The organism is Streptomyces sp. NPDC022552 (assembly GCF_055561875.1).
Map to the genome: position 1 here is coordinate 112,246 of NZ_JBVHGJ010000017.1, position 21,705 is coordinate 133,950.

At 71.1% G+C, this 21,705-nt stretch carries 21 protein-coding genes; 14 read left to right on the forward strand and 7 right to left on the reverse strand.

Annotated elements, in window-relative coordinates; all coding sequences use genetic code 11:
* Positions 1-126: 126 nt before the first annotated feature.
* Together ACZ3OF_RS32185 and ACZ3OF_RS32190 are read right to left on the reverse strand one after the other, a co-directional pair.
* Positions 127-582: a DnaJ family domain-containing protein gene (locus tag ACZ3OF_RS32185; RefSeq protein ID WP_361677482.1), complete on the reverse strand. Its 456-nt coding sequence runs from the start codon at positions 580-582 to the stop codon at positions 127-129.
* A 117-nt stretch (positions 583-699) separates the two neighbouring features.
* On the reverse strand, positions 700-903 hold the full coding sequence (locus ACZ3OF_RS32190; RefSeq protein WP_003967102.1) for a cold-shock protein: 204 nt from the start codon (positions 901-903) through the stop codon (positions 700-702).
* A gap of 271 nt (positions 904-1,174) precedes the next feature.
* Here ACZ3OF_RS32190 and ACZ3OF_RS32195 point away from each other — a divergent pair, with 271 nt between their 5' ends.
* Positions 1,175-2,047, forward strand: a complete 873-nt coding sequence (locus tag ACZ3OF_RS32195) for a menaquinone biosynthetic enzyme MqnA/MqnD family protein (RefSeq protein ID WP_467308314.1) — start codon at positions 1,175-1,177, stop codon at positions 2,045-2,047.
* Positions 2,048-2,051: 4 nt separating this feature from the next.
* Here the strand turns inward: ACZ3OF_RS32195 and ACZ3OF_RS32200 are convergent, their stop codons facing one another.
* The gene (locus ACZ3OF_RS32200; RefSeq protein WP_467308316.1) at positions 2,052-3,092 is read right to left on the reverse strand and encodes an alpha/beta hydrolase; all 1,041 of its coding nucleotides are present in this window, start codon (positions 3,090-3,092) and stop codon (positions 2,052-2,054) included.
* A 199-nt stretch (positions 3,093-3,291) separates the two neighbouring features.
* Between ACZ3OF_RS32200 and ACZ3OF_RS32205 the strand changes: the two genes are divergently transcribed.
* The 3 genes from ACZ3OF_RS32205 to ACZ3OF_RS32215 are packed head-to-tail and all read left to right on the forward strand — an operon-like array spanning position 3,292 to position 7,048.
* Positions 3,292-5,130 (forward strand): serine/threonine-protein kinase, encoded by a 1,839-nt coding sequence (locus ACZ3OF_RS32205; protein ID WP_467308318.1) that lies wholly within the window; start codon positions 3,292-3,294, stop codon positions 5,128-5,130.
* Between the two features lie 60 nt (positions 5,131-5,190).
* Positions 5,191-6,390 (forward strand): cyclic dehypoxanthinyl futalosine synthase, encoded by a 1,200-nt coding sequence (gene mqnC, locus ACZ3OF_RS32210; protein ID WP_361437361.1) that lies wholly within the window; start codon positions 5,191-5,193, stop codon positions 6,388-6,390.
* A 7-nt stretch (positions 6,391-6,397) separates the two neighbouring features.
* Positions 6,398-7,048, forward strand: coding sequence for an amidohydrolase family protein (locus ACZ3OF_RS32215; protein WP_361677494.1), 651 nt, complete (start codon positions 6,398-6,400; stop codon positions 7,046-7,048).
* A gap of 83 nt (positions 7,049-7,131) precedes the next feature.
* Here ACZ3OF_RS32215 and ACZ3OF_RS32220 read toward each other — a convergent pair whose 3' ends face one another.
* Together ACZ3OF_RS32220 and ACZ3OF_RS32225 are read right to left on the reverse strand one after the other, a co-directional pair.
* On the reverse strand, positions 7,132-7,788 hold the full coding sequence (locus ACZ3OF_RS32220; RefSeq protein WP_467308322.1) for a hypothetical protein: 657 nt from the start codon (positions 7,786-7,788) through the stop codon (positions 7,132-7,134).
* Positions 7,785-8,225, reverse strand: coding sequence for a sigma factor (locus ACZ3OF_RS32225; RefSeq protein ID WP_467308323.1), 441 nt, complete (start codon positions 8,223-8,225; stop codon positions 7,785-7,787). The genes ACZ3OF_RS32220 and ACZ3OF_RS32225 overlap by 4 nt, the downstream gene beginning before the upstream one ends.
* Before the next feature lie 200 nt (positions 8,226-8,425).
* Between ACZ3OF_RS32225 and ACZ3OF_RS32230 the strand changes: the two genes are divergently transcribed.
* Both ACZ3OF_RS32230 and ACZ3OF_RS32235 read left to right on the forward strand, forming a co-directional pair.
* On the forward strand, positions 8,426-9,121 hold the full coding sequence (locus ACZ3OF_RS32230; RefSeq protein WP_361437366.1) for a demethylmenaquinone methyltransferase: 696 nt from the start codon (positions 8,426-8,428) through the stop codon (positions 9,119-9,121).
* Positions 9,122-9,306: 185 nt separating this feature from the next.
* Positions 9,307-10,590 (forward strand): geranylgeranyl reductase family protein, encoded by a 1,284-nt coding sequence (locus ACZ3OF_RS32235; protein WP_361437368.1) that lies wholly within the window; start codon positions 9,307-9,309, stop codon positions 10,588-10,590.
* On the opposite strand, the gene ACZ3OF_RS32240 is transcribed toward ACZ3OF_RS32235, so the two are convergent.
* Positions 10,556-11,551 (reverse strand): helix-turn-helix domain-containing protein, encoded by a 996-nt coding sequence (locus tag ACZ3OF_RS32240; protein ID WP_361677500.1) that lies wholly within the window; start codon positions 11,549-11,551, stop codon positions 10,556-10,558. The genes ACZ3OF_RS32235 and ACZ3OF_RS32240 overlap by 35 nt on opposite strands.
* A gap of 85 nt (positions 11,552-11,636) precedes the next feature.
* Between ACZ3OF_RS32240 and ACZ3OF_RS32245 the strand changes: the two genes are divergently transcribed.
* Positions 11,637-12,500, forward strand: coding sequence for an NAD(P)-dependent oxidoreductase (locus tag ACZ3OF_RS32245; protein WP_361677502.1), 864 nt, complete (start codon positions 11,637-11,639; stop codon positions 12,498-12,500).
* Between the two features lie 61 nt (positions 12,501-12,561).
* Here the strand turns inward: ACZ3OF_RS32245 and ACZ3OF_RS32250 are convergent, their stop codons facing one another.
* Entirely contained in the window at positions 12,562-13,386 is an 825-nt protein-coding gene (locus ACZ3OF_RS32250; protein ID WP_361677505.1) for a C40 family peptidase, read from the reverse strand.
* Between the two features lie 680 nt (positions 13,387-14,066).
* Between ACZ3OF_RS32250 and ACZ3OF_RS32255 the strand changes: the two genes are divergently transcribed.
* The 7 genes from ACZ3OF_RS32255 to ACZ3OF_RS32285 are packed head-to-tail and all read left to right on the forward strand — an operon-like array spanning position 14,067 to position 21,629.
* A complete protein-coding gene (locus ACZ3OF_RS32255) occupies positions 14,067-14,426 on the forward strand; it encodes an NADH-quinone oxidoreductase subunit A (protein WP_030494815.1) in 360 nt (119 codons plus the stop codon).
* A 17-nt stretch (positions 14,427-14,443) separates the two neighbouring features.
* On the forward strand, positions 14,444-14,998 hold the full coding sequence (locus ACZ3OF_RS32260) for a NuoB/complex I 20 kDa subunit family protein (protein WP_056552623.1): 555 nt from the start codon (positions 14,444-14,446) through the stop codon (positions 14,996-14,998).
* On the forward strand, positions 14,995-15,726 hold the full coding sequence (locus tag ACZ3OF_RS32265) for an NADH-quinone oxidoreductase subunit C (protein WP_361677508.1): 732 nt from the start codon (positions 14,995-14,997) through the stop codon (positions 15,724-15,726). The genes ACZ3OF_RS32260 and ACZ3OF_RS32265 overlap by 4 nt, the downstream gene beginning before the upstream one ends.
* Positions 15,726-17,057, forward strand: a complete 1,332-nt coding sequence (locus ACZ3OF_RS32270; protein WP_361598455.1) for an NADH-quinone oxidoreductase subunit D — start codon at positions 15,726-15,728, stop codon at positions 17,055-17,057. Before ACZ3OF_RS32265 ends, ACZ3OF_RS32270 begins: the two co-directional genes overlap by 1 nt.
* Positions 17,054-17,797 carry an NADH-quinone oxidoreductase subunit NuoE gene (gene nuoE / locus ACZ3OF_RS32275; protein WP_361437381.1) on the forward strand — a complete coding sequence of 248 codons (744 nt, stop codon included), beginning with the start codon at positions 17,054-17,056 and terminating at the stop codon, positions 17,795-17,797. The genes ACZ3OF_RS32270 and nuoE overlap by 4 nt, the downstream gene beginning before the upstream one ends.
* The gene (nuoF, locus tag ACZ3OF_RS32280; protein ID WP_361677511.1) at positions 17,794-19,146 is read left to right on the forward strand and encodes an NADH-quinone oxidoreductase subunit NuoF; all 1,353 of its coding nucleotides are present in this window, start codon (positions 17,794-17,796) and stop codon (positions 19,144-19,146) included. Before nuoE ends, nuoF begins: the two co-directional genes overlap by 4 nt.
* Positions 19,143-21,629 carry an NADH-quinone oxidoreductase subunit G gene (locus ACZ3OF_RS32285; RefSeq protein WP_467308329.1) on the forward strand — a complete coding sequence of 829 codons (2,487 nt, stop codon included), beginning with the start codon at positions 19,143-19,145 and terminating at the stop codon, positions 21,627-21,629. The genes nuoF and ACZ3OF_RS32285 overlap by 4 nt, the downstream gene beginning before the upstream one ends.
* Positions 21,630-21,705 lie beyond the last annotated feature (76 nt).

Here is a 21,705-nt window from a genome sequence, read left to right on the forward strand (position 1 = left end):
TTCACCCAGTGGGCCATCGAGGAGGCGCGGGGGAGGTCAGAAAGGCCGGGGTGGCGGCGGGGAGCCGGGGGAGTTCACCTGGTCGGTGGTGGGCTGCCCGGGCCGGGACCCGTGGGATCCGCCGGCCTACGCCGGCGCGTCGCCCCGCCCGCCCTGCCGATCCTGCCCGTCCCGCTCGGCGCGAGCCGCCCGCGCCGCTCGCCACTGGGCCAGCACCGTGTCCACGTCGAACGGCTTCAGGTTCAGCGGCGGACCCGCCGGTGGGCGGAGGAGGGCTGCGGCGATCTTGGTGTTGATCTCGCCGAGGATCCGGCGCACCTGCGACTCCGAGACGGCCCGGTCGACCGCCTCCCTCGCGTCCTCGGCCTCCTTGCGCAGCGCCAGCGAGGGCGGGAGGACGGCCGCGCCCTCGCGGTGCATCTTGCCCTTGATCCACCACAGTGCGTCGTACGGGGCGTTGTCGTCGTCGAGCGGCTTGCCGAAGCCGGGCAGGCTCCGGAACTCACCCCGCTCCGTCGCCTCGCGGATCTGCTTGTCCACGAACGACTCGAAGCTGACCCCGGGCGGTTTGCGTTCGGTCATACGTTCAGACTAAAAGGTGCCCGGACCAGAAGGCAGGAGCCCCGCTCGTGCCCGAAGGCACGGAGCGGGGCTCCTTGGGTACTTCTCTAGCCGTGCGCGATCGCCGACCCGGGCAACTTAGGCCGGGGTGACGTTCTCCGCCTGCGGGCCCTTCGGGCCCTGGGTGACGTCGAAGTTCACGACCTGGTTCTCCTCGAGGGAGCGGAACCCGGACGCGTTGATCGCGGAGTAGTGGACGAAGACATCCGGGCCGCCGCCGTCCTGGGCGATGAAGCCGAAGCCCTTTTCAGCGTTGAACCACTTGACGGTTCCGGTAGCCATAAGCCCTCCTTGGGCCAAAGGGTTGCCCTGCTCCAGAACCTGCAAACAAGTCTGAAAACTACAAAAGCCTGCGGGTCACATGCTCCGCAGGCTCTGTACTGCAAGGGAAACCAAACTGCAACTTGCGATGAGCGTAGCACGCAGGGTGTGCGTGGCACTAGAGGGAAAGATCACGTCACCCACACGTTTGACGACCTTCTGATGTGCTGACGTCGGCGCCACGAGCGGCCCCGGCGATGTCCACCGTGCGAGACGGGTCTAGCCTCGCGATGTGGACAATGCAACCGATGACCACCAGCGCAGCCGGCCCCGCGTCGGACACATCCAGTTCCTGAACTGTCTGCCCCTCTACTGGGGCCTGGCCCGCACCGGAACGCTGCTCGATCTGGAGCTGACCAAGGACACCCCGGAGAAGCTCAGCGAGCGGCTGGTGGGCGGAGGGCTCGATATCGGCCCCATCACCCTCGTCGAATACCTCCGCAACGCGGACGATCTTGTCGCCCTGCCGGACATCGCCGTTGGCTGCGACGGCCCCGTCATGTCCTGCGTGATCGTCTCCCAGCGGCCCCTGGAGCGGCTCGACGGCGCGCGGGTGGCGCTCGGGTCCACCTCCCGTACCTCCGTACGGCTCGCGCAGCTGCTGCTCGCCGAGCAGTTCGGCGTACGGCCCGACTACTACACGTGCCCGCCCGACCTCGGCCTGATGATGCAGGAGGCGGATGCCGCCGTGCTCATCGGCGACGCCGCGCTGCGGGCATCCCTGCACGACGCCCCGCGGCTCGGGCTCCGGGTCCATGACCTGGGGCTGATGTGGAAGGAGTGGACGGGTCTGCCGTTCGTCTTCGCGGTCTGGGCGGCGCGCAAGGACTTCCTGGCCCGCGAGCCGGAGACCGTGCGCGAGGTCCACGAGGCGTTCCTGGCCTCGCGGGACCTGTCGCTGGTGGAGGTCGCCAAGGTCGCCGAGCAGGCCGCCCGCTGGGAGTCCTTCGACGCCGAGCTCCTGGAGCGGTACTTCCGGACCCTTGACTTCCGGTTCGGCCCCGAGCAGCTGGCGGGGGTACGTGAGTTCGCCCGTCGGACCGGTCCGACGACCGGCTTCCCGGCGGACGTACGGGTCGAGCTGCTCGGCGCGCTGCGGCACTGACGGGTCAGGGGGACGGGACCGGGCCCTGCATCTGCCGGCTGATCCACGCGATCGAACCGTCCCCCATGCCCCGCACATAGCTCTTCGCGTTGTGCCCGCCGCCCTGGATGACCTCCAGACGGGTCTTCACCGGGCCCTTGGTGTAACTCCTCATGAAGGATGTCAGGCGGCCCATGCCGGACTCCTCGGTCCCGATCTGGAACGCGAGGTACACCCGGTTCTCCTCGGTGTCCGGCTTCGCACCGAGCGCCTTCGCCAGCCTCTCCGGGTTGTTCGCCTGCCGCTCGGTCTCGTGTCCCGCCCACAGCGGGGAGTCGGGGACGGTGTCGGGGCCCGAGGCGATCACGGCCTTGAACCGGTCCGGCCGCTGGAGCACCGCCTTGAGCCCGGCGAAGCCGCCCGAGGACGAGCCCATGAAAGCCCAGCCGTCACGGGACGCGAAGGTACGGAAATTCGCCCGGACGAAATCGGGCACGTCCTCGGCGAGCCAGGTGCCCATTTTCGGCTGCCCGGGTATATCGCTGCCGTCGTAGTAGAACGTGTCGTCGGGGTTGAGGACGGGCATCACGACAATGAACGGCAGGCTCTTTCCCTGCTGCGCCCACGCGCTGATGCTCGACTGGAGTTTGAGATCCGTGCCCATCCAGTAATTCATCGGATAACCGTTTCCGCCCGGCAGTGCCACGAGGACCGGGAAGCCGCTGTCGGCGTACTTCGGGTCGAAATACTGCTTCGGCGCCCACACCCACACCTTGCCCGTGAAACCGGACTTCGCCCCCGCGAGCGTGGTCACGCCGATCTTGGTGCCGTCCTCCAGGGTGTTGGCCGTCGTGAACGTCGCCTTGGGGCCGGTCGGGAGAACCGTCTCGGGGCCCTTCCCGTCGCCGTTCTTCGGGCTCTCCTTCGTGCCGCCGCCCCGCACGCCCGATGTCGACTGCGGGGTGTCGAACGTGACCGGCGCGCCCTCCTCCGAGCAGCCGGTCACCAGTGCGGCGGCCGTACCGAGGGCGAGGACGGCGGCGAGGAACCTGGGGAGGCGAGGCATGGGCGACTCCGGGTCTTTCGGACATGGCGGGTGATTACGGAAGGGAGGAGGGGCGTGGTGGGTGATCGGTTGGCTGGGTACGGTTCCGAATCGTGGTGATCCGGCCCACGGTTCGGTGACACAGTCGGCCTACGGGGTTCGGTGAACAGTCGGCCCATGACCCGGCCCGGTCCACGCTTCGGTCCACGTAGGGGGAGAGATGCAGCCGCTCGACGCAGGGGAGCCGAGGACCATCGGCGCCTACCGGCTCCTCGGCCGACTCGGTTCCGGTGGGATGGGACGCGTCTATCTGGCCCGCAACGAGGGCGGCAGGACCGTCGCCGTCAAGATCGTGCACCCGCACTTCGCCCTGGACGAGCAGTTCCGGGCACGGTTCCGCCGCGAGGTGGATGCCGCCCGCCGGGTCGGGGGCCGGTGGACCGCGCCCGTCCTGGACGCGGACCCCGAGGCGCCCGTCCCGTGGGTCGCGACCGGGTACGTCGCCGGGCCGACGCTCGCCCGGGCCGTGGAGACGGTCGGTCCGCTGCCCGAGCACACGGTACGGACGCTGGGCGCCGGCCTCGCCGAGGCGCTGGCGGGCGTGCACGCGCTCGGTCTCGTGCACCGCGACGTGAAGCCCTCCAACGTGCTGGCCACCCTGGAGGGCCCCCGGCTCATCGACTTCGGCATCGCGCGGGCCACGGACGGCACGGCGTCGCTCACCGCGAGCGGGGTCTCGATCGGCTCACCCGGCTACATGGCGCCCGAGCAGATCGTCGGGCAGGGCGCGACGGGCGCGTCGGACGTCTTCTCGCTCGGCGCGGTCCTGGCGTACGCGGCGACCGGCGCACCGCCCTTCCCCGGAGACACCTCGGCGGCCCTGCTCTACAAGGTGGTCCACGAGGAGCCCGAGCTGGGCGCGCTGGAGGGGGAGTTGCGCGAGCTGGTGGCGTCCTGCCTCGGGAAGGACCCGGCCACCCGCCCGACCCCGGCCGCGCTCGCGGCCGCGCTGGCCCCGGCGGGTGCGGCGGCCCTGGTGTCGGCGGGCTGGCTGCCGACCCCGCTGGTGGAGCAGATCAGCCGAACGGCCGTACAGCTCCTGGAACTCGACGCCGGTACGGGAGGGATCGGGGCCGATCCCAACGCCTCGGGCCCGGTGCCCTTCACGGCCCCTTCGGTGTGGGAGCCCGCACCCGAGGGGCCCACGACCGGTCCGCCGTCGGGTGTCTTCGGCCCTCCGGCGGTTCTGGCGCCCGACGGCGCGGACGGCCGGCCGGGTCTGTCCGTGCCGGAGCCCGGCGTCTTCGGACCGCCGTTCGCGCCGGCCACCCTGGGCGCCCCGATCTCCTCGATGTCCCCGCACGGACCGATGTCCCCGCACGGGCCGATCACTCCGGCCGGGGGCCAGGACTCCACCGCCCCGGGCGAAGCCCCCCGGTGGCGGCAGGCCACGCTCTCGCTCGCCGCGGGCCGGCGCGTCAGCTGTACGGTCGCGCTGGCCGTCGCCGGTGCGCTCGCCGCCGTGACCCTCGGGGCGGGGTACCTCTTCGACCTGATGCCCGGCGGTCGGCGCGGCGCCGACGCCGGCGGGACCGGCGGGAGCACGGCGAGCCCTCCGGCCGACACGGAGCCCACGAAGAAGACCCCCACCACCGGGCCGACGCCCACCACCGCGCCCACCCCGGCCGCCGGCTCGGTCCCCGCCGCGTTCCTCGGCACCTGGACGGGGCCCACCACCGAGCGCAACGGCTCCCCGCACGGCGAGCTCACCGCCGTCGTCACCAAGGGCGGCACCGGCGAGGACGTCGTCCGCACCACCCACACCATCAGCCTCCTCGGCACCACCGTCCAGTGCCACGGCATCGGCAGGCTCACCGCCGCCACCGCCACCGAACTCCGTGTCGCGGACCGCACCGACCCCGACCGCCCCGGCACCGCGGGTCTGTGCACCACCGGCGAGTCCTCGTTCACCCTCACCCTGGCCACCGACGGGACCCTCGCCTACCGCTCCCACGAGGAGGCCGCGGGCCGCCCGAGCGGCACCCTGCGGAAGTCCTGAGAAGCGCTGGCGTAGGCTGGTTCAGTCCTTCGATTCCACCCTCCGAAAGGGACTCAGCCGGTGACCGAGAAGGCCGACCTTCAGTCCGTCCTCGACCGCGCCGCAGAGGGTGGCAGGATCACCCCCGAGGAGGCGCTCGACCTCTACCGCTCGGCGCCGCTGCACGCGCTGGGCGCGGCCGCCGACGCCGTGCGCCGCCGCCGCTACGCCGGTACGGAGCACATCGCGACGTACATCATCGAGCGGAACATCAACTACACGAACGTCTGTGTGACGGCGTGCAAGTTCTGCGCCTTCTACGCTCCGCCGAAGGACACCGCCAAGGGCTGGACCCGCGACCTCGACGACATCCTGCGCCGCTGCGCGGAGACCGTGGAGCTCGGCGGCACCCAGATCATGTTCCAGGGCGGCCACCACCCCGACTTCGGCGTCGAGTACTACGAGAAGCACTTCGCGGCCATCAAGAAGGACTTCCCGCAGCTGGTCATCCACTCCCTCGGCGCGTCCGAGGTCGAGCACATGGCCCGCATCTCGGGCGTCTCCGTCGAGGAGGCGATCACCCGTATCCACAAGGCCGGTCTCGACTCCTTCGCCGGCGCCGGCGCCGAGCTGCTGCCGGAGCGCCCGCGCAAGGCGATCGCCCCGCTCAAGGAGAGCGGTGAGCGGTGGCTGGAGATCATGGAGATCGCGCACGGGCTGGGCGTGGAGTCGACGTCCACGATGCTGATGGGCACGGGCGAGACGAACGCCGAGCGTATCGAGCACCTGCGGATGATCCGCGACGTGCAGGACCGGACGGGTGGATTCCGGGCCTTCATCCCGTACACGTACCAGCCCGAGAACAACCACCTGAAGGGCCGGACGCAGGCCACGCTCTTCGAGTACCTGCGGATGATCGCGATCTCCCGGCTCTTCATGGACAACATCGCCCACATCCAGGGCTCGTGGCTGACCACGGGCAAGGAGATCGGCCAGCTGACGCTGCACTACGGCGCGGACGACCTCGGCTCGATCATGCTGGAGGAGAACGTCGTCTCCTCGGCGGGCGCCAAGCACCGCTCCAACCTGCGCGAGATGATCGACATGATCCGGACCGCGGACCGCGTGCCGGCGCAGCGCTCCACGACGTACGAGCACCTCGTCGTCCACGACGACCCGGCGAACGACCCGGTCGACGAGCGGGTCGCCTCGCACATCTCCTCCACGGCGATCGAGGGCGGCACGGCGCACCCGGAGCTGAAGCTCCTGAACGCCAACTGACGCGTCCGTGCTGACGATCCACGCGGCGGACCTGGTGCTGCCGGGCGGCGGCCAGGCCCCGGTGCCCGGCGGTGCGGTCGCCGTACGGGACGCGGAGATCGCGGCCGTCGGCCCGTACGACGAGGTCTCCGCCGCCCACCCGTCGGCGCGGGTCCGCCGCTGGCCGGGTGTCCTGACACCGGGGCTCCGGCAGTGGCACGGGCACTGGCTGCTCACGCGGGTCTACCACCCGGACCCGCGCGAGGCGGACGAGCTGGGCACCGAGCCGCTCGTTGGCCCGGCCTTCGAAGCCCTCGCGCCGGACGCGGCCCGGATGGCGGGCAGCGCGCGGCGCGGCATCCAGCGGATGCTGGCCCACGGGACGACGCACGTGGGGCTCGGGCCCCGGTCGGGCGTCCGACAGGCGGTGGCGCGGGCCGGGTTGCGCGAGGTGCCGAACGCGTCGCGTCTGGCCCCGCCGGTCTGGGACGGCCCGGACCTCGACCCCTTCGTGGAGGGCCACGACCTGCCCGGCACCGTGCACGGCCCGCTGGCGGTGGGTGAACCCGCGGACCTGGCCGTCTTCGACGTGACCGACGAGGCCGACCTGCTCGCGCGCGGCGCCCGCACCTGCGTCGCGACCGTCCTCGGCGGCCGCCTGGTGTTCCGCCGCCGCTAGGACATCTCGTTCGGATCCCGCCGGGCTCGCGTGCCCTGGTGCCGCACCTCGCCGCGTTGCCGGGCCCGCGCGACCGCCGCGGATCAGCCGGCCCGGACCGGGGGCGCCTCCTTCTTCTCGACCGGGTTCTCGTCCGCGTACCGCACCAGGTCCATGAGGCGCGTGTCGCGTGCCACGGCGACGAGCTGTTCGGGCGTCACCGGCGCCGAGACGTCGGCGGCTGCGACGGAGAGCCGGACGAGGCTCCGGCCGTACGAGAAGTCGACCCACGACGTCCAGGTGTCGGGCCGCTCGGCCATCAGCGACCGGAGCCTGGCCCGCTGCTCCCGCGCCCCGTCGAGCTCGGCCGTCTCGCACCGCACCCGCTCGTCCGCGGGGCTCGGGCACGGCCGCAGGGTCAGATCGTCGGACGGCCGCACCGAAAGGGTCAGGTCGAAGGCCGCGCCGCCCGACGTGATCCGGTACGCGTACACCGTGTCCTTCACCGGGCGGACGTCGGTCACCGCGGCCGGCAGCAGCTCGTCGAGCAGTGCCGCCACCTGTTGCTGGTAGCCCGCGCGCCGCTCCCGTTCGGCGGCCGGGAGGCCTTCGGGGTTGTCCGGCGGCGGCACGCCGGGGGTCTCCTCCACCCGCACGGGCGTGCGGTACACCGAGGGGGAGGCGGCCGGGGGCGCGGCGGGCACGGCCACCCCGGTGTCCGGTCCCGGGAGGAGCGTCAGGCCGAGCGAGGCGGCGGTCACCGTGCCGAAGACCCCGCCGACGGCGGCGAGGCGGGCCCGGGTGCGCCGCCTGCGGCCCTGGGCCGCAGGACGACCATGGCGCGGGCCCTCGGCGGGAGTTCGGCGAGCGCGGCGAGGAGAGTGACCCGGAGGTCGGCGTGCTCGGCCGCGGGAGCGGGGACGAGCCCGCCGGACCTGGTGAAGGCGAGCAGGTCGCGCACCCGGCGACGCCGCTCGGCGAGGAAGGTGCGGGTCAGTACGGTCTTGGCGTAGGCGTGCGGGTACTCGGCGGCGCCGGCCTTGCGCCAGTGCTGGAAGAGCTTGGCGAGGGTGGTCTGGGTGAGATCGCGGGCGGTCTCCGCGTCGCCGCAGAGCAGATAGGCCGTGCGGTACAGCCGTGTCTGCCCGGCGCGGGCGAACTCCTCGAACGCCTGGTCCGAGCCCTGCGATGCCTGCATCGCGCTCCTTCGTCCGTGGGGTCCGCCCCCGGTTGCCCGACTGTCACCCTTCCCTGAGCGCGCGACCCCGGAAAAGGTTGAACGAGGGGACGCGACGATTTCCCGGCGCGTCCCAGGGGATCCGGTCGTATCGCGGCGGATCGCGGCGGGGCCGGAGGGGCTCCCGAGGTACGGGCAGCACGGGCTGCCACAATGGCCGGGTGACCCGAGCTTCCCTGGACAAGCAGCCGCACGAAGTCGCCTCGATGTTCGACGACGTGGCGGCGAACTACGACCTCACCAACGACGTGCTCTCGCTCGGTCAGGACCGGCGCTGGCGCAAGGAGGTCGCCAAGGCCGTCGACGCCCGCCCGGCGCAGCGGATCCTGGACCTGGCGGCCGGGACGGCGACCTCCTCGCAGCCGTTCGCCCGCGCGGGGGCGTACGTCGTGCCGTGCGACTTCTCCCTCGGCATGCTCCAGGTCGGCAAGAAGCGGCACCCGTGGATGCCGTTCACGGCCGGCGACGGGATGAATCTCCCGTTCCGCGACGACGTCTTCGACGCCGTGACGATCTCCTTCGGCCTGCGCAACATCCAGGACACCGAGGCGGCGCTGCGCGAGCTGTACCGGGTGACGAAGCCCGGCGGACGGGTCGTGATCTGCGAGTTCTCGCACGCGACCTGGGCGCCGTTCCGCACGGTGTACGAGGAGTACCTGATGCGCGCCCTGCCGCCGGTGGCCCGCGCGATCTCCTCCAACCCGGACGCGTACGTCTACCTGGCCGAGTCCATCAGGTCCTGGCCCGACCAGGCGTCGCTCGCGGGCCTGCTCCAGAAGGCGGGCTGGTCGAAGGTGGCCTGGCGGAACCTGTCGGGCGGCATCGTCGCCCTGCACCGGGGCTTCAAGACCCCCTGACGAGGTGACGGGTCACGCCGCGCTCCGGTGACGGTCAGGGATCGCGATCCCGCCGTCACCGATCGAATCCACCTGCGGATTTCCGCGCGGCTCCGGTCTCCGCGGTGGCCCTCCGAACGGGCCGCGGGGCGCCCCCATAGACTGCCCCGGTACGCACTACCGTCGAGTCTTCGGGAGACCCCGCCGTGACCGAGCCCCTCTCCGAGCACAGCGCAGACGTGATCGTCGTCGGGGCGGGCCCGGCCGGATCCACGACGGCCTACTACCTCGCCAAGGCCGGACTCGACGTCCTGCTCCTGGAGAAGACCGCGTTCCCCCGCGAGAAGGTCTGCGGCGACGGGCTCACGCCCCGCGCCACCAAGCAGCTCGTCTCCATGGGGATCGACATCTCCGAGGAGGCCGGCTGGCTGCGCAACAAGGGCCTGCGCATCATCGGCGGCGGCGTCCGCCTCCAGCTGGACTGGCCGGACCTCGCCTCGTACCCCGACTACGGACTCGTCCGTAAGCGCGACGACTTCGACGAGCAGCTCGCCCGTCAGGCGCAGAAGGCCGGCGCGCGGCTGTACGAGCGCTGCAACGTCGGCGCCCCGATCATCGACGACCGCACCGGCCGGATCACCGGCGTGCACGCCAAGCTCGGCGAGGAGAAGCGCGAGGTCACCTTCCACGCGCCGCTCGTCGTCGCCGCCGACGGCAACTCGACCCGGATCTCCCTCGCCATGGGTCTGCACCGGCGCGAGGACCGTCCGATGGGCGTGGCCGTACGGACGTACTTCACGAGCCCCCGCCACGACGACGACTACCTGGAGTCCTGGCTGGAGCTGTGGGACCGCCGCGGCCCGCAGGACCGTCTCCTGCCGGGCTACGGCTGGATCTTCGGCATGGGTGACGGCACCTCCAACGTCGGCCTCGGCATCCTCAACTCCTCCTCCGCCTTCAAGGAGCTGGACTGGCGCGAGGTCCTCAAGGCCTGGTGCGCCTCGATGCCGGAGGACTGGGGCTTCACCCCGGACAACATGACGACCCCGATCCGCGGGGCCGCGCTGCCGATGGCCTTCAACCGCCAGCCGCACTACACCAAGGGGCTGCTGCTCGTCGGTGACGCGGGCGGCCTGGTCAACCCGTTCAACGGTGAGGGCATCGCGTACGCGATGGAGTCGGGCCAGATCGCGGCCGACGTCATCGTCCAGGCGCACGCCCGCGCGACCCCGGCCCAGCGCGAACTGGCCCTGCACAACTACCCGAAGATCCTCAAGGACACCTACGGCGGGTACTACACGCTCGGCCGCGCCTTCGTGAAGATCATCGGCAACCCGAAGATCATGAAGATCGCGACCCAGCGCGGGCTGACGCACCCGGTCCTGATGAAGTTCACGCTGAAGATGCTGGCGAACCTGACCGACCCGACGGGCGGCGACGCGATGGACCGCATCATCAACGGTCTCTCGAAGGTGGCCCCGAAGGCCTGAACGCCTTCCGGTACCCGGAGGGGGACACCCCGACGGCGCGGGTGAAGTGGCGGCGCAGATTGGCCGCCGAGCCCAGGCCGCTGTGGTCACCGACCAGCTCCACGGGCAGGTCGGTGCACTCCAGAAGGGACTGGGCCCGGGCCACGCGCTGCTGGAGCAGCCACTGCAGCGGGGTGGTTCCGTACTCCTCGCGCACCCTCCGGTGGAAGGTGCGCGGGCTCATCCGGGCCCGCCGTGCCAGCTCCTCCACGGTCAGCGGCTCGGCCAGGTGCTCGGTCGCCCACTGCAGCACGGGGCCCAGGCTGTCGTCGTCGCTCGGCGGGAGCGGCGCCTCGATGAACTGGGCCTGCCCACCGGGGCGGTGGGCCGGGACGACGAGCCGGCGGGCGAGCTGCCCGGCGACGGCCGCGCCGAGGTCGGTGCGGACCAGGTGCAGACAGAGGTCGAGCGCGGCGGTGGCGCCGGCGCTGGTGAGGACGGATCCCTCGTCGGTGTAGAGGACCGAGTCGTCGACGATCACCTCGGGGTGGCGGGCGGCCAGTTGCGCGGTGTGCTGCCAGTGGGCGGTGGCCCGGCGGCCGTCGAGCAGCCCGGCGGCGGCGAGCGCGAAGGCGCCGGTGCACAGCGAGACCATCCGGGCGCCGGAGGCGGCTGCCGCGCGCAGCGCCTCGACGAGTTCGGCCGGCACCTCCTCGCCGTCCTCCACGACCGCGTCGGGCACGGAGGGCACGATGACGGTGTCGGCGCCCACGAGGCCGTCGAGACCGTGGTCGGTGCGCAGCGAGAAGATCCCGCCGTCGCCGGAGTCCCCGCAGAGCCGCAGCTCGTACCAGGGGTCGGCCAGGTCGGGGTGCGGGATGCCGAAGACGCCGCACGCCAGGGAGAGTTCGTACAGCTCCCACAGCGACGTTCCGGTCCGCCGGTCCGGTACGACGGCGATGGCGACGACTCCCGTACTCATGATCCCGAACGTACGGCAGGAATCGTGCGATCGCCGTCGGTCCTGCCACTGTCGGCCGGATTCCGCCGCTGCGAGCGTGGACGTCATGAACAAGCCGAACGTCACCGTCATCGGCCTCGGGCAGATGGGCGCCGCCCTCGCCGACGCCTTCCTCACCGGGGGACACCCCACCACCGTCTGGAACCGCACCCCCGGAAAGGCCGACACCCTCGTCGCCCGTGGGGCCGTCCGCGCCGCCACCGTCGCCGAGGCCGTCGCCGCGAGCGAGCTGGTCGTGGTCTGCGTCCTCGACCACCCGGCCGTACGCGAACTCCTCGCCCCGGTGGCCGGATCGTTGCGGGGCCGGGTCCTGGTCAACCTCACCAGCGGCTCGCCCGAGCAGGCCCGCGCGGAGGCGGAGTGGGCGGCGGCGCACGGCATCGGATACCTGGACGGCGGCATCATGACGACCCCGCCGGGCGTCGGCGACAGCGCCAACATGATCCTCTACGCCGGCTCGCCCGAGCTGCTGGCCGCGCACCGCGCGACCCTGGCCGTGCTGGGCGACCCGGTGGACCTTGGTCCGGACGCGGGGCTCGCCTCGCTGTACGACGCCGGTCTCCTCGGCCTCATGTGGTCGGTCTTCGGCGGCTGGCTGCACGCGACCGCCCTCGCGGGCGCGGACGGGGTCACGGCCAAGGAGTTCACCGCGGTCGCGAACCGCTGGCTGAAGACCGTCTCCTGGTTCATGAGCGGGTACGCCGAACAGATCGACGCGGGAGAGTACCCGGGCGCGGACGCCACCATCGACGTCCAGGTGGCGGCGATCGGGCACCTGCTGCACGCGGGGGAGGAGCGGGGCATCGACGACCGGCTGCCGCGGCTGCACCTGGAGCTGATGCGCGCGGCCGTCGACGCCGGTCACGGCGGGGACAGCTACGCCCGGATCATCGAGGGCTTCCGAAAGTAGGACGAAAAGGAAAAAGCCGTCACTCCCCCGAGGAGTGACGGCTTTTCCGTGCTTCGGGTGATCAGAGGATGCGGACCGCGCCGGAGGGCATGTCCCAGTCCAGGGAGCGCTCGACGACACCGGTCGACGGGTTCTGCGCACCGACGTACTTGCCGCCGCCCACGTAGATCGCCACGTGGTACGAGCCGCTGCGGCTGCCCCAGTACAGGATGTCGCCCGGCTGCAGGTTGCTCAGCGAGACGGACGTGCCCATGGACGACTGCTGGTTCGAGATGCGCGGCAGGTCGACGCCGGCCTGGCGGTAGGCGGCCTGGACGAGCCCGGAGCAGTCCCAGGAGTTGGGGCCGGTGCCGCCGGAGATGTAGGCGTCGCCGATCTGGGCGCGGGCGAAGGCCACGATGGCGGCGGCGGAGCCGGAGGGGGCGTCGCTGCTGTACGAGGAGCCGCTGTCGGACGAGGAGGAGGTCGTGGAGAGCTTGGTGCGCTCCTGGGTGCGGGAGGCGCGCTCGCGGGCCTCGGCGCGGGCCTTCTCGGCCCTCTCGGCCTTCTCGGCCTCCGCCTTGCGGTCGGCCTCGGCCTTGGCCTTCTTGGCTTCCTTGGCGGCCTTCTCCAGGGCGGCCGTCTCCTGCGCCTGGAGGCTCAGGTCGAGGGCTTCCTGCTGGGAGGCTTCGGCGGAGGCGGAGACGGCGCTCGCGAGGTCGGCGTCGAGCGAGCCGAGCGTGGGCATCTCGATGGTCTCGGTCACCGGCTCGGCATTCGCCGGTCCGGCAGCACCGGCCACCGCGATGGTGCTGAGGACGCCACCGGCAACTCCGGCGCGGAGCGCGAGCTTGGAGGCGCTGCGGCGGGGCTTCCGGTGGCTGGGTATGTGAGCGGTGTGGGACATGAGTACAACCGCTATCAGGGCTTCACGGTTCCCTTCAAGAAACGTGGGTTGCGCCACAGTTACGTTCGGAACCACCTAATCCGCTTATCTGGCGCCCTTATTGACGCCGTAACGGACAATACGGGCACGCCCCATCAGGGCCTTGATCACGGGTTTTCAGTGAAACGTCCGAATTGACCGCCGCTTACCACCTCTTCACACCGATGGCCAAGCCCCGTTTTCTTCGGATCGAATTGGTGTGGCGCAGGTCACAGTGTGGAGTCCATCAGGCGGTCGGGTCGCTCGTGAATCGGTGCACACGTCCACTTCGCTCCGGCGAGACCCCCGACCGGGCGACGGGCCGGTCCTTTATCACCCGCCCGGGTCCATCGCCAATTTGCCTGTAGATGGCACCTCTTGATAGTGCACCACCCCTCCGACCAGCGGTTTCCGGTCCGGATGTCACAACTGGTGATCACCTGGGCGCTTCGAGTGCCAAGATCACCGCTCATCCGACTTCATGATCCTTCGTCAGGTGGTGGAGATCACAAAGCCGTTGGTGTACCCCGTGTCGCAGATCACAGAGGGGCAGGCATAAGATGCGGGGCAGTCGGGCTTGTGAACTGCCTCACATGGGGGCGATCTTCCACGGCCCGACCGTGCGGTCCAACGGTCAAGGACGACTGGAAGGAGCGAGGAGCGTGAATGCGTACGCGCCCATCCTCGTGCTCGGTGCCCTGGGTGCGGGGTTTGCGATCTTCTCCGTGGTCATGGCCACGCTAATCGGCCCAAAGCGGTACAACAGGGCAAAGCTTGAGGCATACGAGTGCGGCATCGAACCGACGCCCACTCCGGCCGGAGGCGGCCGCTTCCCCATCAAGTACTACCTGACGGCGATGCTCTTCATCGTCTTCGACATCGAGATCGTCTTCCTCTACCCCTGGGCGGTCACCTTCGACGCCCTGGGGCTTTTCGGGCTCGTGGAGATGCTGCTCTTCGTGCTCACCGTCTTCGTCGCCTACGCCTACGTGTGGCGGCGCGGCGGCCTGGAATGGGACTGAGGGGCTGAGGGGCACCTATGGGACTCGAAGAGAAGCTGCCGAGCGGCTTTCTGCTGACGACGGTCGAACAGGCCGCGGGCTGGGTGCGCAAGGCGTCCGTCTTCCCCGCGACCTTCGGCCTCGCCTGCTGCGCCATCGAGATGATGACGACCGGAGCCGGCCGCTACGACCTGGCGCGCTTCGGCATGGAGGTCTTCCGCGGCTCGCCGCGCCAGGCCGACCTGATGATCGTGGCGGGCCGCGTCAGCCAGAAGATGGCGCCCGTCCTGCGGCAGGTCTACGACCAGATGCCGAACCCCAAGTGGGTCATCTCGATGGGGGTTTGCGCCTCGTCGGGCGGAATGTTCAACAATTACGCGATTGTGCAGGGCGTCGACCACATTGTGCCGGTCGACATCTATTTGCCGGGTTGCCCGCCGCGCCCGGAGATGCTGTTGGACGCGATTCTCAAGCTCCACCAGAAGATCCAGACCTCCAAGCTCGGCGTGAACGCCGAGGAGGCGGCCCGCGAGGCGGAGGAAGCGGCGCTCAAGGCCCTGCCGACGATCGAGATGAAGGGTCTTCTCCGGTGAGTGACGAGACACCGAACCCCGAGAAGGAGCTCTCCGAGCAGAACCTGCCCGGGCAGCGCGGGGAGCACGGCGAGGAGGTCCGCGTCCAGCGCGGGATGTTCGGCGCCAACAACGGCGGCGACACCTCCGGCTACGGCGGCCTCGTCCGCTCCGTACGCCTGCCCGGGGCGGCCTCCCGCCCCTACGGCGGCTGGTTCGACGAGGTCGCCGACGAACTCGAGGGCGCGCTCGACGAGCAGGGACTCCTCCCGGAGAACGCCATCGAGAAGACGGTCGTCGACCGCGACGAGATCACCTTCCACATCGCCCGCGAGCACCTCGTCCGCGTCGCCCGCACCCTGCGCGACGACCCGGCCCTGCGCTTCGAGCTCTGTACGGGCGTCTCCGGCGTCCACTACCTCGGAGACAAGGGCCGCGAGCTGCACGCCGTCTACCACCTGCGCTCGCTCACCCACGGGCGGCTGATCCGCCTGGAGGTGTCCGCCCCGGACGCCGACCCGCACATCCCGTCGCTCACCGCCGTCTACCCGACGAACGACTGGCACGAGCGCGAGACGTACGACTTCTTCGGCATCGTCTTCGACGGCCACCCCGCCCTCACCCGGATCATGATGCCGGACGACTGGCAGGGCTTCCCGCAGCGCAAGGACTACCCCCTCGGCGGCATCGCCGTCGAGTACAAGGGCGCCCAGATCCCGGCTCCTGACCAGCGGAGGTCGTACAGCTGATGAGTACCGAGAACGCCTCCGCCGCCTCCGCCCGGGAGACCACCGAAGGCACCGTCTACACGGTCACCGGTGGCGACTGGGAGGAGGTCGTCGAGTCCGCCGCCAAGGCCGACGACGAGCGGATCATCGTCAACATGGGGCCCCAGCACCCGTCCACGCACGGCGTGCTGCGGCTGATCCTGGAGATCGACGGCGAGACCGTCACCGAGGCCCGCTGCGGCATCGGCTACCTCCACACCGGCATCGAGAAGAACCTCGAGTTCCGGAACTGGACGCAGGGCACCACCTTCGTCACGCGCATGGACTACCTCACCTCGTTCTACAACGAGACGGCGTACTGCCTGGGCGTCGAGAAGCTGCTCGGCATCACCGACCAGATCCCGGACCGGGCCAGCGTCATCCGCGTCCTCCTGATGGAGCTCAACCGGCTCTCCTCCCACCTGGTGTGCATCGCCACCGGCGGCATGGAGCTGGGCGCCACCACGATCATGATCTACGGCTTCCGGGACCGCGAGATGATCCTGGACCTGTACGAGCTGATCACCGGGCTCCGGATGAACCACGCGTTCATCCGCCCCGGCGGCCTCGCCCAGGACCTCCCGCCCGGTGCCGTCGACGCCGTGCGCGAGTTCGTGAAGACCATGAAGAAGAACCTGCCGGAGTACGACAAGCTCGCCACCGGCAACCCCATCTTCAAGGCCCGCATGCAGGACGTCGGCTACCTCGACCTCACCGGCTGCATGGCACTCGGCGCCACCGGACCGATCCTGCGCTCCGCGGGCCTCCCGCACGACCTGCGCAAGACCGACCCGTACTGCGGCTACGAGAACTACGAGTTCGACATCCCGACCGCCGACACCTGCGACTCCTACGGACGCTTCCTCGTCCGCCTGGAGGAGATGCGCCAGTCGCTGCGGATCGTCGAGCAGTGCCTCGACCGCCTGGCCCCCGGCGCGGTCATGGTCGCCGACAAGAAGATCGCCTGGCCCGCGCAGCTCGCGCTCGGCCCGGACGGGCTCGGCAACTCCCTCGACCACATCAAGAAGATCATGGGCACCTCCATGGAGGCCCTGATCCACCACTTCAAGCTGGTGACCGAGGGCTTCCGCGTCCCCGCCGGACAGGCCTACGCGGCCGTCGAATCACCCAAGGGCGAGCTGGGCGTGCACGTCGTCTCCGACGGCGGCACCCGCCCCTACCGGGTCCACTTCCGCGACCCGTCGTTCACCAACCTGCAGGCCATGGCGGCGATGTGCGAGGGCGGCCAGGTCGCCGACGTCATCGTCGCCGTCGCGTCCATCGACCCCGTGATGGGAGGCGTCGACCGATGACGGACGGACAGACCAGTCTCGGGATGCCCCAGCTCCCCGCCCCCGACTACCCGGCCGAGGTACGCGCCCGGCTGGAGGCGGACGCCCAGGAGATCATCGCCCGTTACCCGGGGTCCCGCTCCGCGCTTCTGCCGCTGCTGCACCTCGTGCAGGCGGAGGAGGGCCATGTGACCCGTACCGGCATGAAGTTCTGCGCCGAGGTCCTCGGCCTGACGACCGCCGAGGTCACCGCGGTCGCGACCTTCTACACGATGTACCGGCGCAAGCCCTCCGGCGACTACCAGGTCGGCGTCTGCACCAACACGCTCTGCGCGGTCATGGGCGGCGACGCCATCTTCGAGGAGCTCAAGGAGCACCTCGGCGTCGGAAACAACGAGACGACCGAGGACGGCAAGGTCACGCTGGAGCACATCGAGTGCAACGCGGCCTGCGACTTCGCCCCGGTGGTGATGGTCAACTGGGAGTTCTTCGACAACCAGACGCCCGCGTCCGCCAAGAAGATCGTCGACGACCTGAGGGCCGGCCGTCCGGTCGAGCCGACGCGCGGCGCGCCGCTCTGCACGTACAAGGAGACCGCCCGCATCCTGGCCGGTTTCCCCGACGAGCGCGAGGGGGCCGTCGAGGCCACCGGTGGGGCCGGCCCGGCCTCGCTCGTCGGGCTGCGGCTGGCCAAGGGCGAGACCCCGCACCACAAGATCGTCCACCCGCGCGGCGAATCGGCCAGTGGGGAGGGGGAGTGATGACCTTGGCAGCCGAGATCAACAACAGCAGCCCCGAGAAGCTTCTGGCGCCGGTCCTTTCGGCGTTCTGGGACCAGCCCGACTCCTGGACCCTGGAGACGTACAAGAGGCACGAGGGGTACGAGGGCCTGCGGAAGGCCCTCGCGATGTCGCCCGACGACCTCATCGCGTACGTCAAGGACTCCGGTCTGCGCGGCCGTGGCGGCGCCGGCTTCCCGACCGGGATGAAGTGGCAGTTCATCCCGCAGGGCGACGGCAAGCCGCACTACCTCGTCGTCAACGCCGACGAGTCCGAGCCGGGCACCTGCAAGGACATCCCGCTCCTCTTCGCCAACCCGCACTCCCTCATCGAGGGAATGATCATCGCCTGCTACGCGATCCGCTCCGAGCACGCGTTCATCTATCTGCGCGGCGAGGTCGTGCCCGTCCTGCGCCGTCTGCACGAGGCGGTGCGCGAGGCGTACGACGCCGGCTTCCTCGGCCGGAACATCCTCGGCAGCGGCCTGAACCTCGACATCACCGTGCACGCCGGCGCCGGCGCGTACATCTGCGGCGAGGAGACCGCGCTGCTCGACTCGCTCGAAGGACGGCGCGGCCAGCCCCGGCTACGTCCCCCCTTCCCCGCGGTCGCCGGTCTGTACGCCTGCCCCACCGTGGTGAACAACGTCGAGTCCATCGCGTCCGTTCCCGCGATCCTCAACCGGGGCAAGGACTGGTTCAAGTCGATGGGCAGCGAGAAGTCCCCGGGCTTCACGCTCTACTCGCTCAGCGGGCACGTCGTCTCGCCGGGCCAGTACGAGGCGCCGCTCGGGATCACCCTGCGCCAGCTCCTCGACATGAGCGGCGGGATGCGGCCGGGCCACCGGCTGAAGTTCTGGACCCCGGGCGGCTCCTCCACCCCGATGTTCACCGACGAGCACCTCGACGTCCCGCTCGACTACGAGGGCGTGGGCGCGGCCGGGTCCATGCTCGGCACCAAGGCGCTCCAGTGCTTCGACGAGACGACGTGCGTGGTCCGCGCGGTGACCCGGTGGACCGAGTTCTACGCGCACGAGTCCTGCGGCAAGTGCACGCCCTGCCGTGAAGGCACTTACTGGCTGGTGCAGTTGCTGCGTGACATCGAGGCCGGCAAGGGCGTGATGTCCGACCTCGACAAGCTGAACGACATCGCCGACAACATCAACGGCAAGTCGTTCTGCGCACTCGGCGACGGCGCGGCCTCCCCGATCTTCTCCTCGCTGAAGTACTTCCGCGAGGAGTACGAGCAGCACATCACCGGCCGGGGCTGCCCCTTCGACCCGGCCAAGTCGACCGCCTGGGCGGACAACCACAAGGAGGTGACGGCATGACGGTCACCACGGCCGGCCCGGCCGGCGGTTCCCCGGCGGTTCCGCCGGAGGACCTCGTCACGCTGACCATCGACGGCGCCGAGATCTCCGTTCCCAAGGGGACCCTGGTCATCCGCGCCGCCGAGCAGCTCGGCATCGAGATCCCGCGGTTCTGTGACCACCCGCTCCTCGACCCGGCCGGCGCCTGCCGGCAGTGCATCGTCGAGGTCGAGGGCCAGCGCAAGCCGATGGCGTCCTGCACCATCACCTGCACCGACGGCATGGTGGTGAAGAGCCAGCTGACCTCGCAGGTCGCCGAGAAGGCGCAGCACGGCGTGATGGAGCTGCTGCTCATCAACCACCCCCTGGACTGCCCGGTCTGCGACAAGGGCGGCGAGTGCCCCTTGCAGAACCAGGCGATGTCGCACGGGCAGGCGGAGTCCCGCTTCGAGGGTCACAAGCGGACCTTCGAGAAGCCGGTACCGATCTCGACCCAGGTGCTGCTCGACCGTGAGCGGTGCGTGCTCTGCGCGCGCTGCACCCGGTTCTCGAACCAGATCGCCGGCGACCCGATGATCGAGCTGCTCGAGCGCGGTGCGCTCCAGCAGGTCGGCACCGGCGAGGGCGACCCCTTCGAGTCGTACTTCTCCGGGAACACGATCCAGATCTGCCCGGTCGGCGCGCTGACCTCGGCGGCGTACCGGTTCCGCTCCCGCCCCTTCGACCTCGTCTCCTCGCCGAGCGTCTGCGAGCACTGCGCGGGCGGCTGCGCCACGCGCACCGACCACCGGCGCGGCAAGGTCATGCGGCGGCTCGCGGCGGAGGACCCGGAGGTCAACGAGGAGTGGGTGTGCGACAAGGGGCGGTTCGCGTTCCGCTACGCCCAGCAGCGTGACCGGCTGACGACCCCGCTGGTACGGAACGAGGCAGGGGTTCTTGAACCGGCCTCCTGGCCGGAGGCCCTGGAGGCGGCGGCCCGCGGACTGGTGCGGGGCCGTACCGGCGTCCTGGCCGGCGGGCGGCTGACCGTCGAGGACTCCTACGCGTACGCCAAGTTCGCCCGGGTCGCCCTCGACACCAACGACGTCGACTTCCGGGCCCGGGTCCACTCCAGCGAGGAGGGCGACTTCCTGGCCTCGACCGTCGCCGGACGCGGACGTGACCTGGACGGCTCGGGTGTCACGTACACCTCCCTGGAAGCCGCCCCGGCGGTGCTGCTCGTCGGCTTCGAGTCCGAGGAGGAGGCGCCCGGCGTCTTCCTGCGGCTGCGCAAGGCGTGGCGCAAGAGCGGCCAGAAGACGTACGCGCTGGCCTCCCACGCGACCCGGGGCCTGGTGAAGGCGGGCGGCACGCTGCTCGCGGCCGCGCCCGGCACCGAGACCGAGTGGCTGGACGCGCTCACCTCCCGCGTCGGCCTCGACGAGGCCGGTGCACGAGCCGCGGAGGCGCTGCGCCGGGACGGCGCCGTCATCGTGGTCGGCGAGCGGCTGGCCGCCGTGCCCGGCGGGCTGACCGCGGCCGTGCGGACGGCGACGGCGACCGGCGCGAAGCTGGTGTGGATCCCGCGCCGGGCCGGAGAGCGCGGCGCGCTCGAGGCCGGCGCGATCCCGACGCTGCTGCCCGGCGGCCGTCCCGCGACCGACCCACGCGCGCGTGAGGAGGTCGCGGCCGCCTGGGGCGTACGCGAACTCCCGCACGGCTACGGCCGCGACACCGGTCAGATCGTCGAGGCCGCGGCCACCGGCGAGCTGGGCGCGCTGCTCGTCGGCGGTGTCGAGGTCCGTGACCTGCCGGACCCGGCACGCGCGCGTGAGGCGCTCGACGCGGCGTTCGTGGTCTCCCTGGAGCTGCGGCCGAGCGAGGTCACCGAGCGGGCCGACGTGGTCCTGCCGGTCGCCGCGGTCGCCGAGAAGTCCGGCACCTTCCTCAACTGGGAGGGCAGGGCACGCCTCTTCGAGGCCGCCCTAAAGCCCGAGCAGATGACCCGGACGCTGCCGCCGGCGGACGCGCGCGTGCTCCACATGCTCGCCGACGCCCTCGACGCGCACCTGGCCCTGCCCGACCTGCGCTCGGTCCGCCGCGAGCTGGACCGGCTCGGCGGCTGGGACGGCGAGCGGGCCTCCGAGCCCACAGAGCCCGCACAGGCCGCGCCCCGCCCGGGCGAGGGCGAGGCGGTCCTCGCGGGGCACCGGCTCCTGCTCGACCTCGGCCGGCTCCAGGAGGGCGACACGGCGCTGGCCGGCACCCGCCACGCGGCGGTCGCCCGCCTCTCGCCCACGACCGCCGAGGAGACGGGCGTCAAGGACGGCGACCTCCTCGCCGTCACCGGACCGGCGGGCTCGACCCGACTCCCGCTCCAGGTCACCGAGATGCCCGACCGCGTGGTCTGGCTCCCGCTCAACTCGACCGCGGGCGGCGTCCTCTCCGACACGGGCGCCCACCCGGGCGACCTGGTCCGCATCGGCGCCGCGGGCGCCGCCGACGCGGCGGAGGTCCGGTCATGACCGGCACCGTCGACCGCCGCAGCCACGCCGTCCGCCCGGGCGAAGCCCCGGCAGCCCCCGCACGGGAGGTGCGCGC

Coding starts and splice junctions, on each gene's coding strand:
- ACZ3OF_RS32270 (WP_361598455.1), top strand. CDS start 15,726: ATGAGTACCGAGAACGCCTCCGCCGCCTCCGCCCGGGAGACCACCGAA.
- ACZ3OF_RS32285 (WP_467308329.1), top strand. CDS start 19,143: ATGACGGTCACCACGGCCGGCCCGGCCGGCGGTTCCCCGGCGGTTCCG.
- ACZ3OF_RS32190 (WP_003967102.1), bottom strand. CDS start 903: ATGGCTACCGGAACCGTCAAGTGGTTCAACGCTGAAAAGGGCTTCGGC.
- nuoE (WP_361437381.1), top strand. CDS start 17,054: ATGACGGACGGACAGACCAGTCTCGGGATGCCCCAGCTCCCCGCCCCC.
- ACZ3OF_RS32225 (WP_467308323.1), bottom strand. CDS start 8,225: ATGCAGGCATCGCAGGGCTCGGACCAGGCGTTCGAGGAGTTCGCCCGC.
- ACZ3OF_RS32200 (WP_467308316.1), bottom strand. CDS start 3,092: ATGCCTCGCCTCCCCAGGTTCCTCGCCGCCGTCCTCGCCCTCGGTACG.
- ACZ3OF_RS32205 (WP_467308318.1), top strand. CDS start 3,292: ATGCAGCCGCTCGACGCAGGGGAGCCGAGGACCATCGGCGCCTACCGG.
- ACZ3OF_RS32240 (WP_361677500.1), bottom strand. CDS start 11,551: ATGAGTACGGGAGTCGTCGCCATCGCCGTCGTACCGGACCGGCGGACC.
- ACZ3OF_RS32245 (WP_361677502.1), top strand. CDS start 11,637: ATGAACAAGCCGAACGTCACCGTCATCGGCCTCGGGCAGATGGGCGCC.
- ACZ3OF_RS32250 (WP_361677505.1), bottom strand. CDS start 13,386: ATGTCCCACACCGCTCACATACCCAGCCACCGGAAGCCCCGCCGCAGC.
- ACZ3OF_RS32185 (WP_361677482.1), bottom strand. CDS start 582: ATGACCGAACGCAAACCGCCCGGGGTCAGCTTCGAGTCGTTCGTGGAC.
- ACZ3OF_RS32260 (WP_056552623.1), top strand. CDS start 14,444: ATGGGACTCGAAGAGAAGCTGCCGAGCGGCTTTCTGCTGACGACGGTC.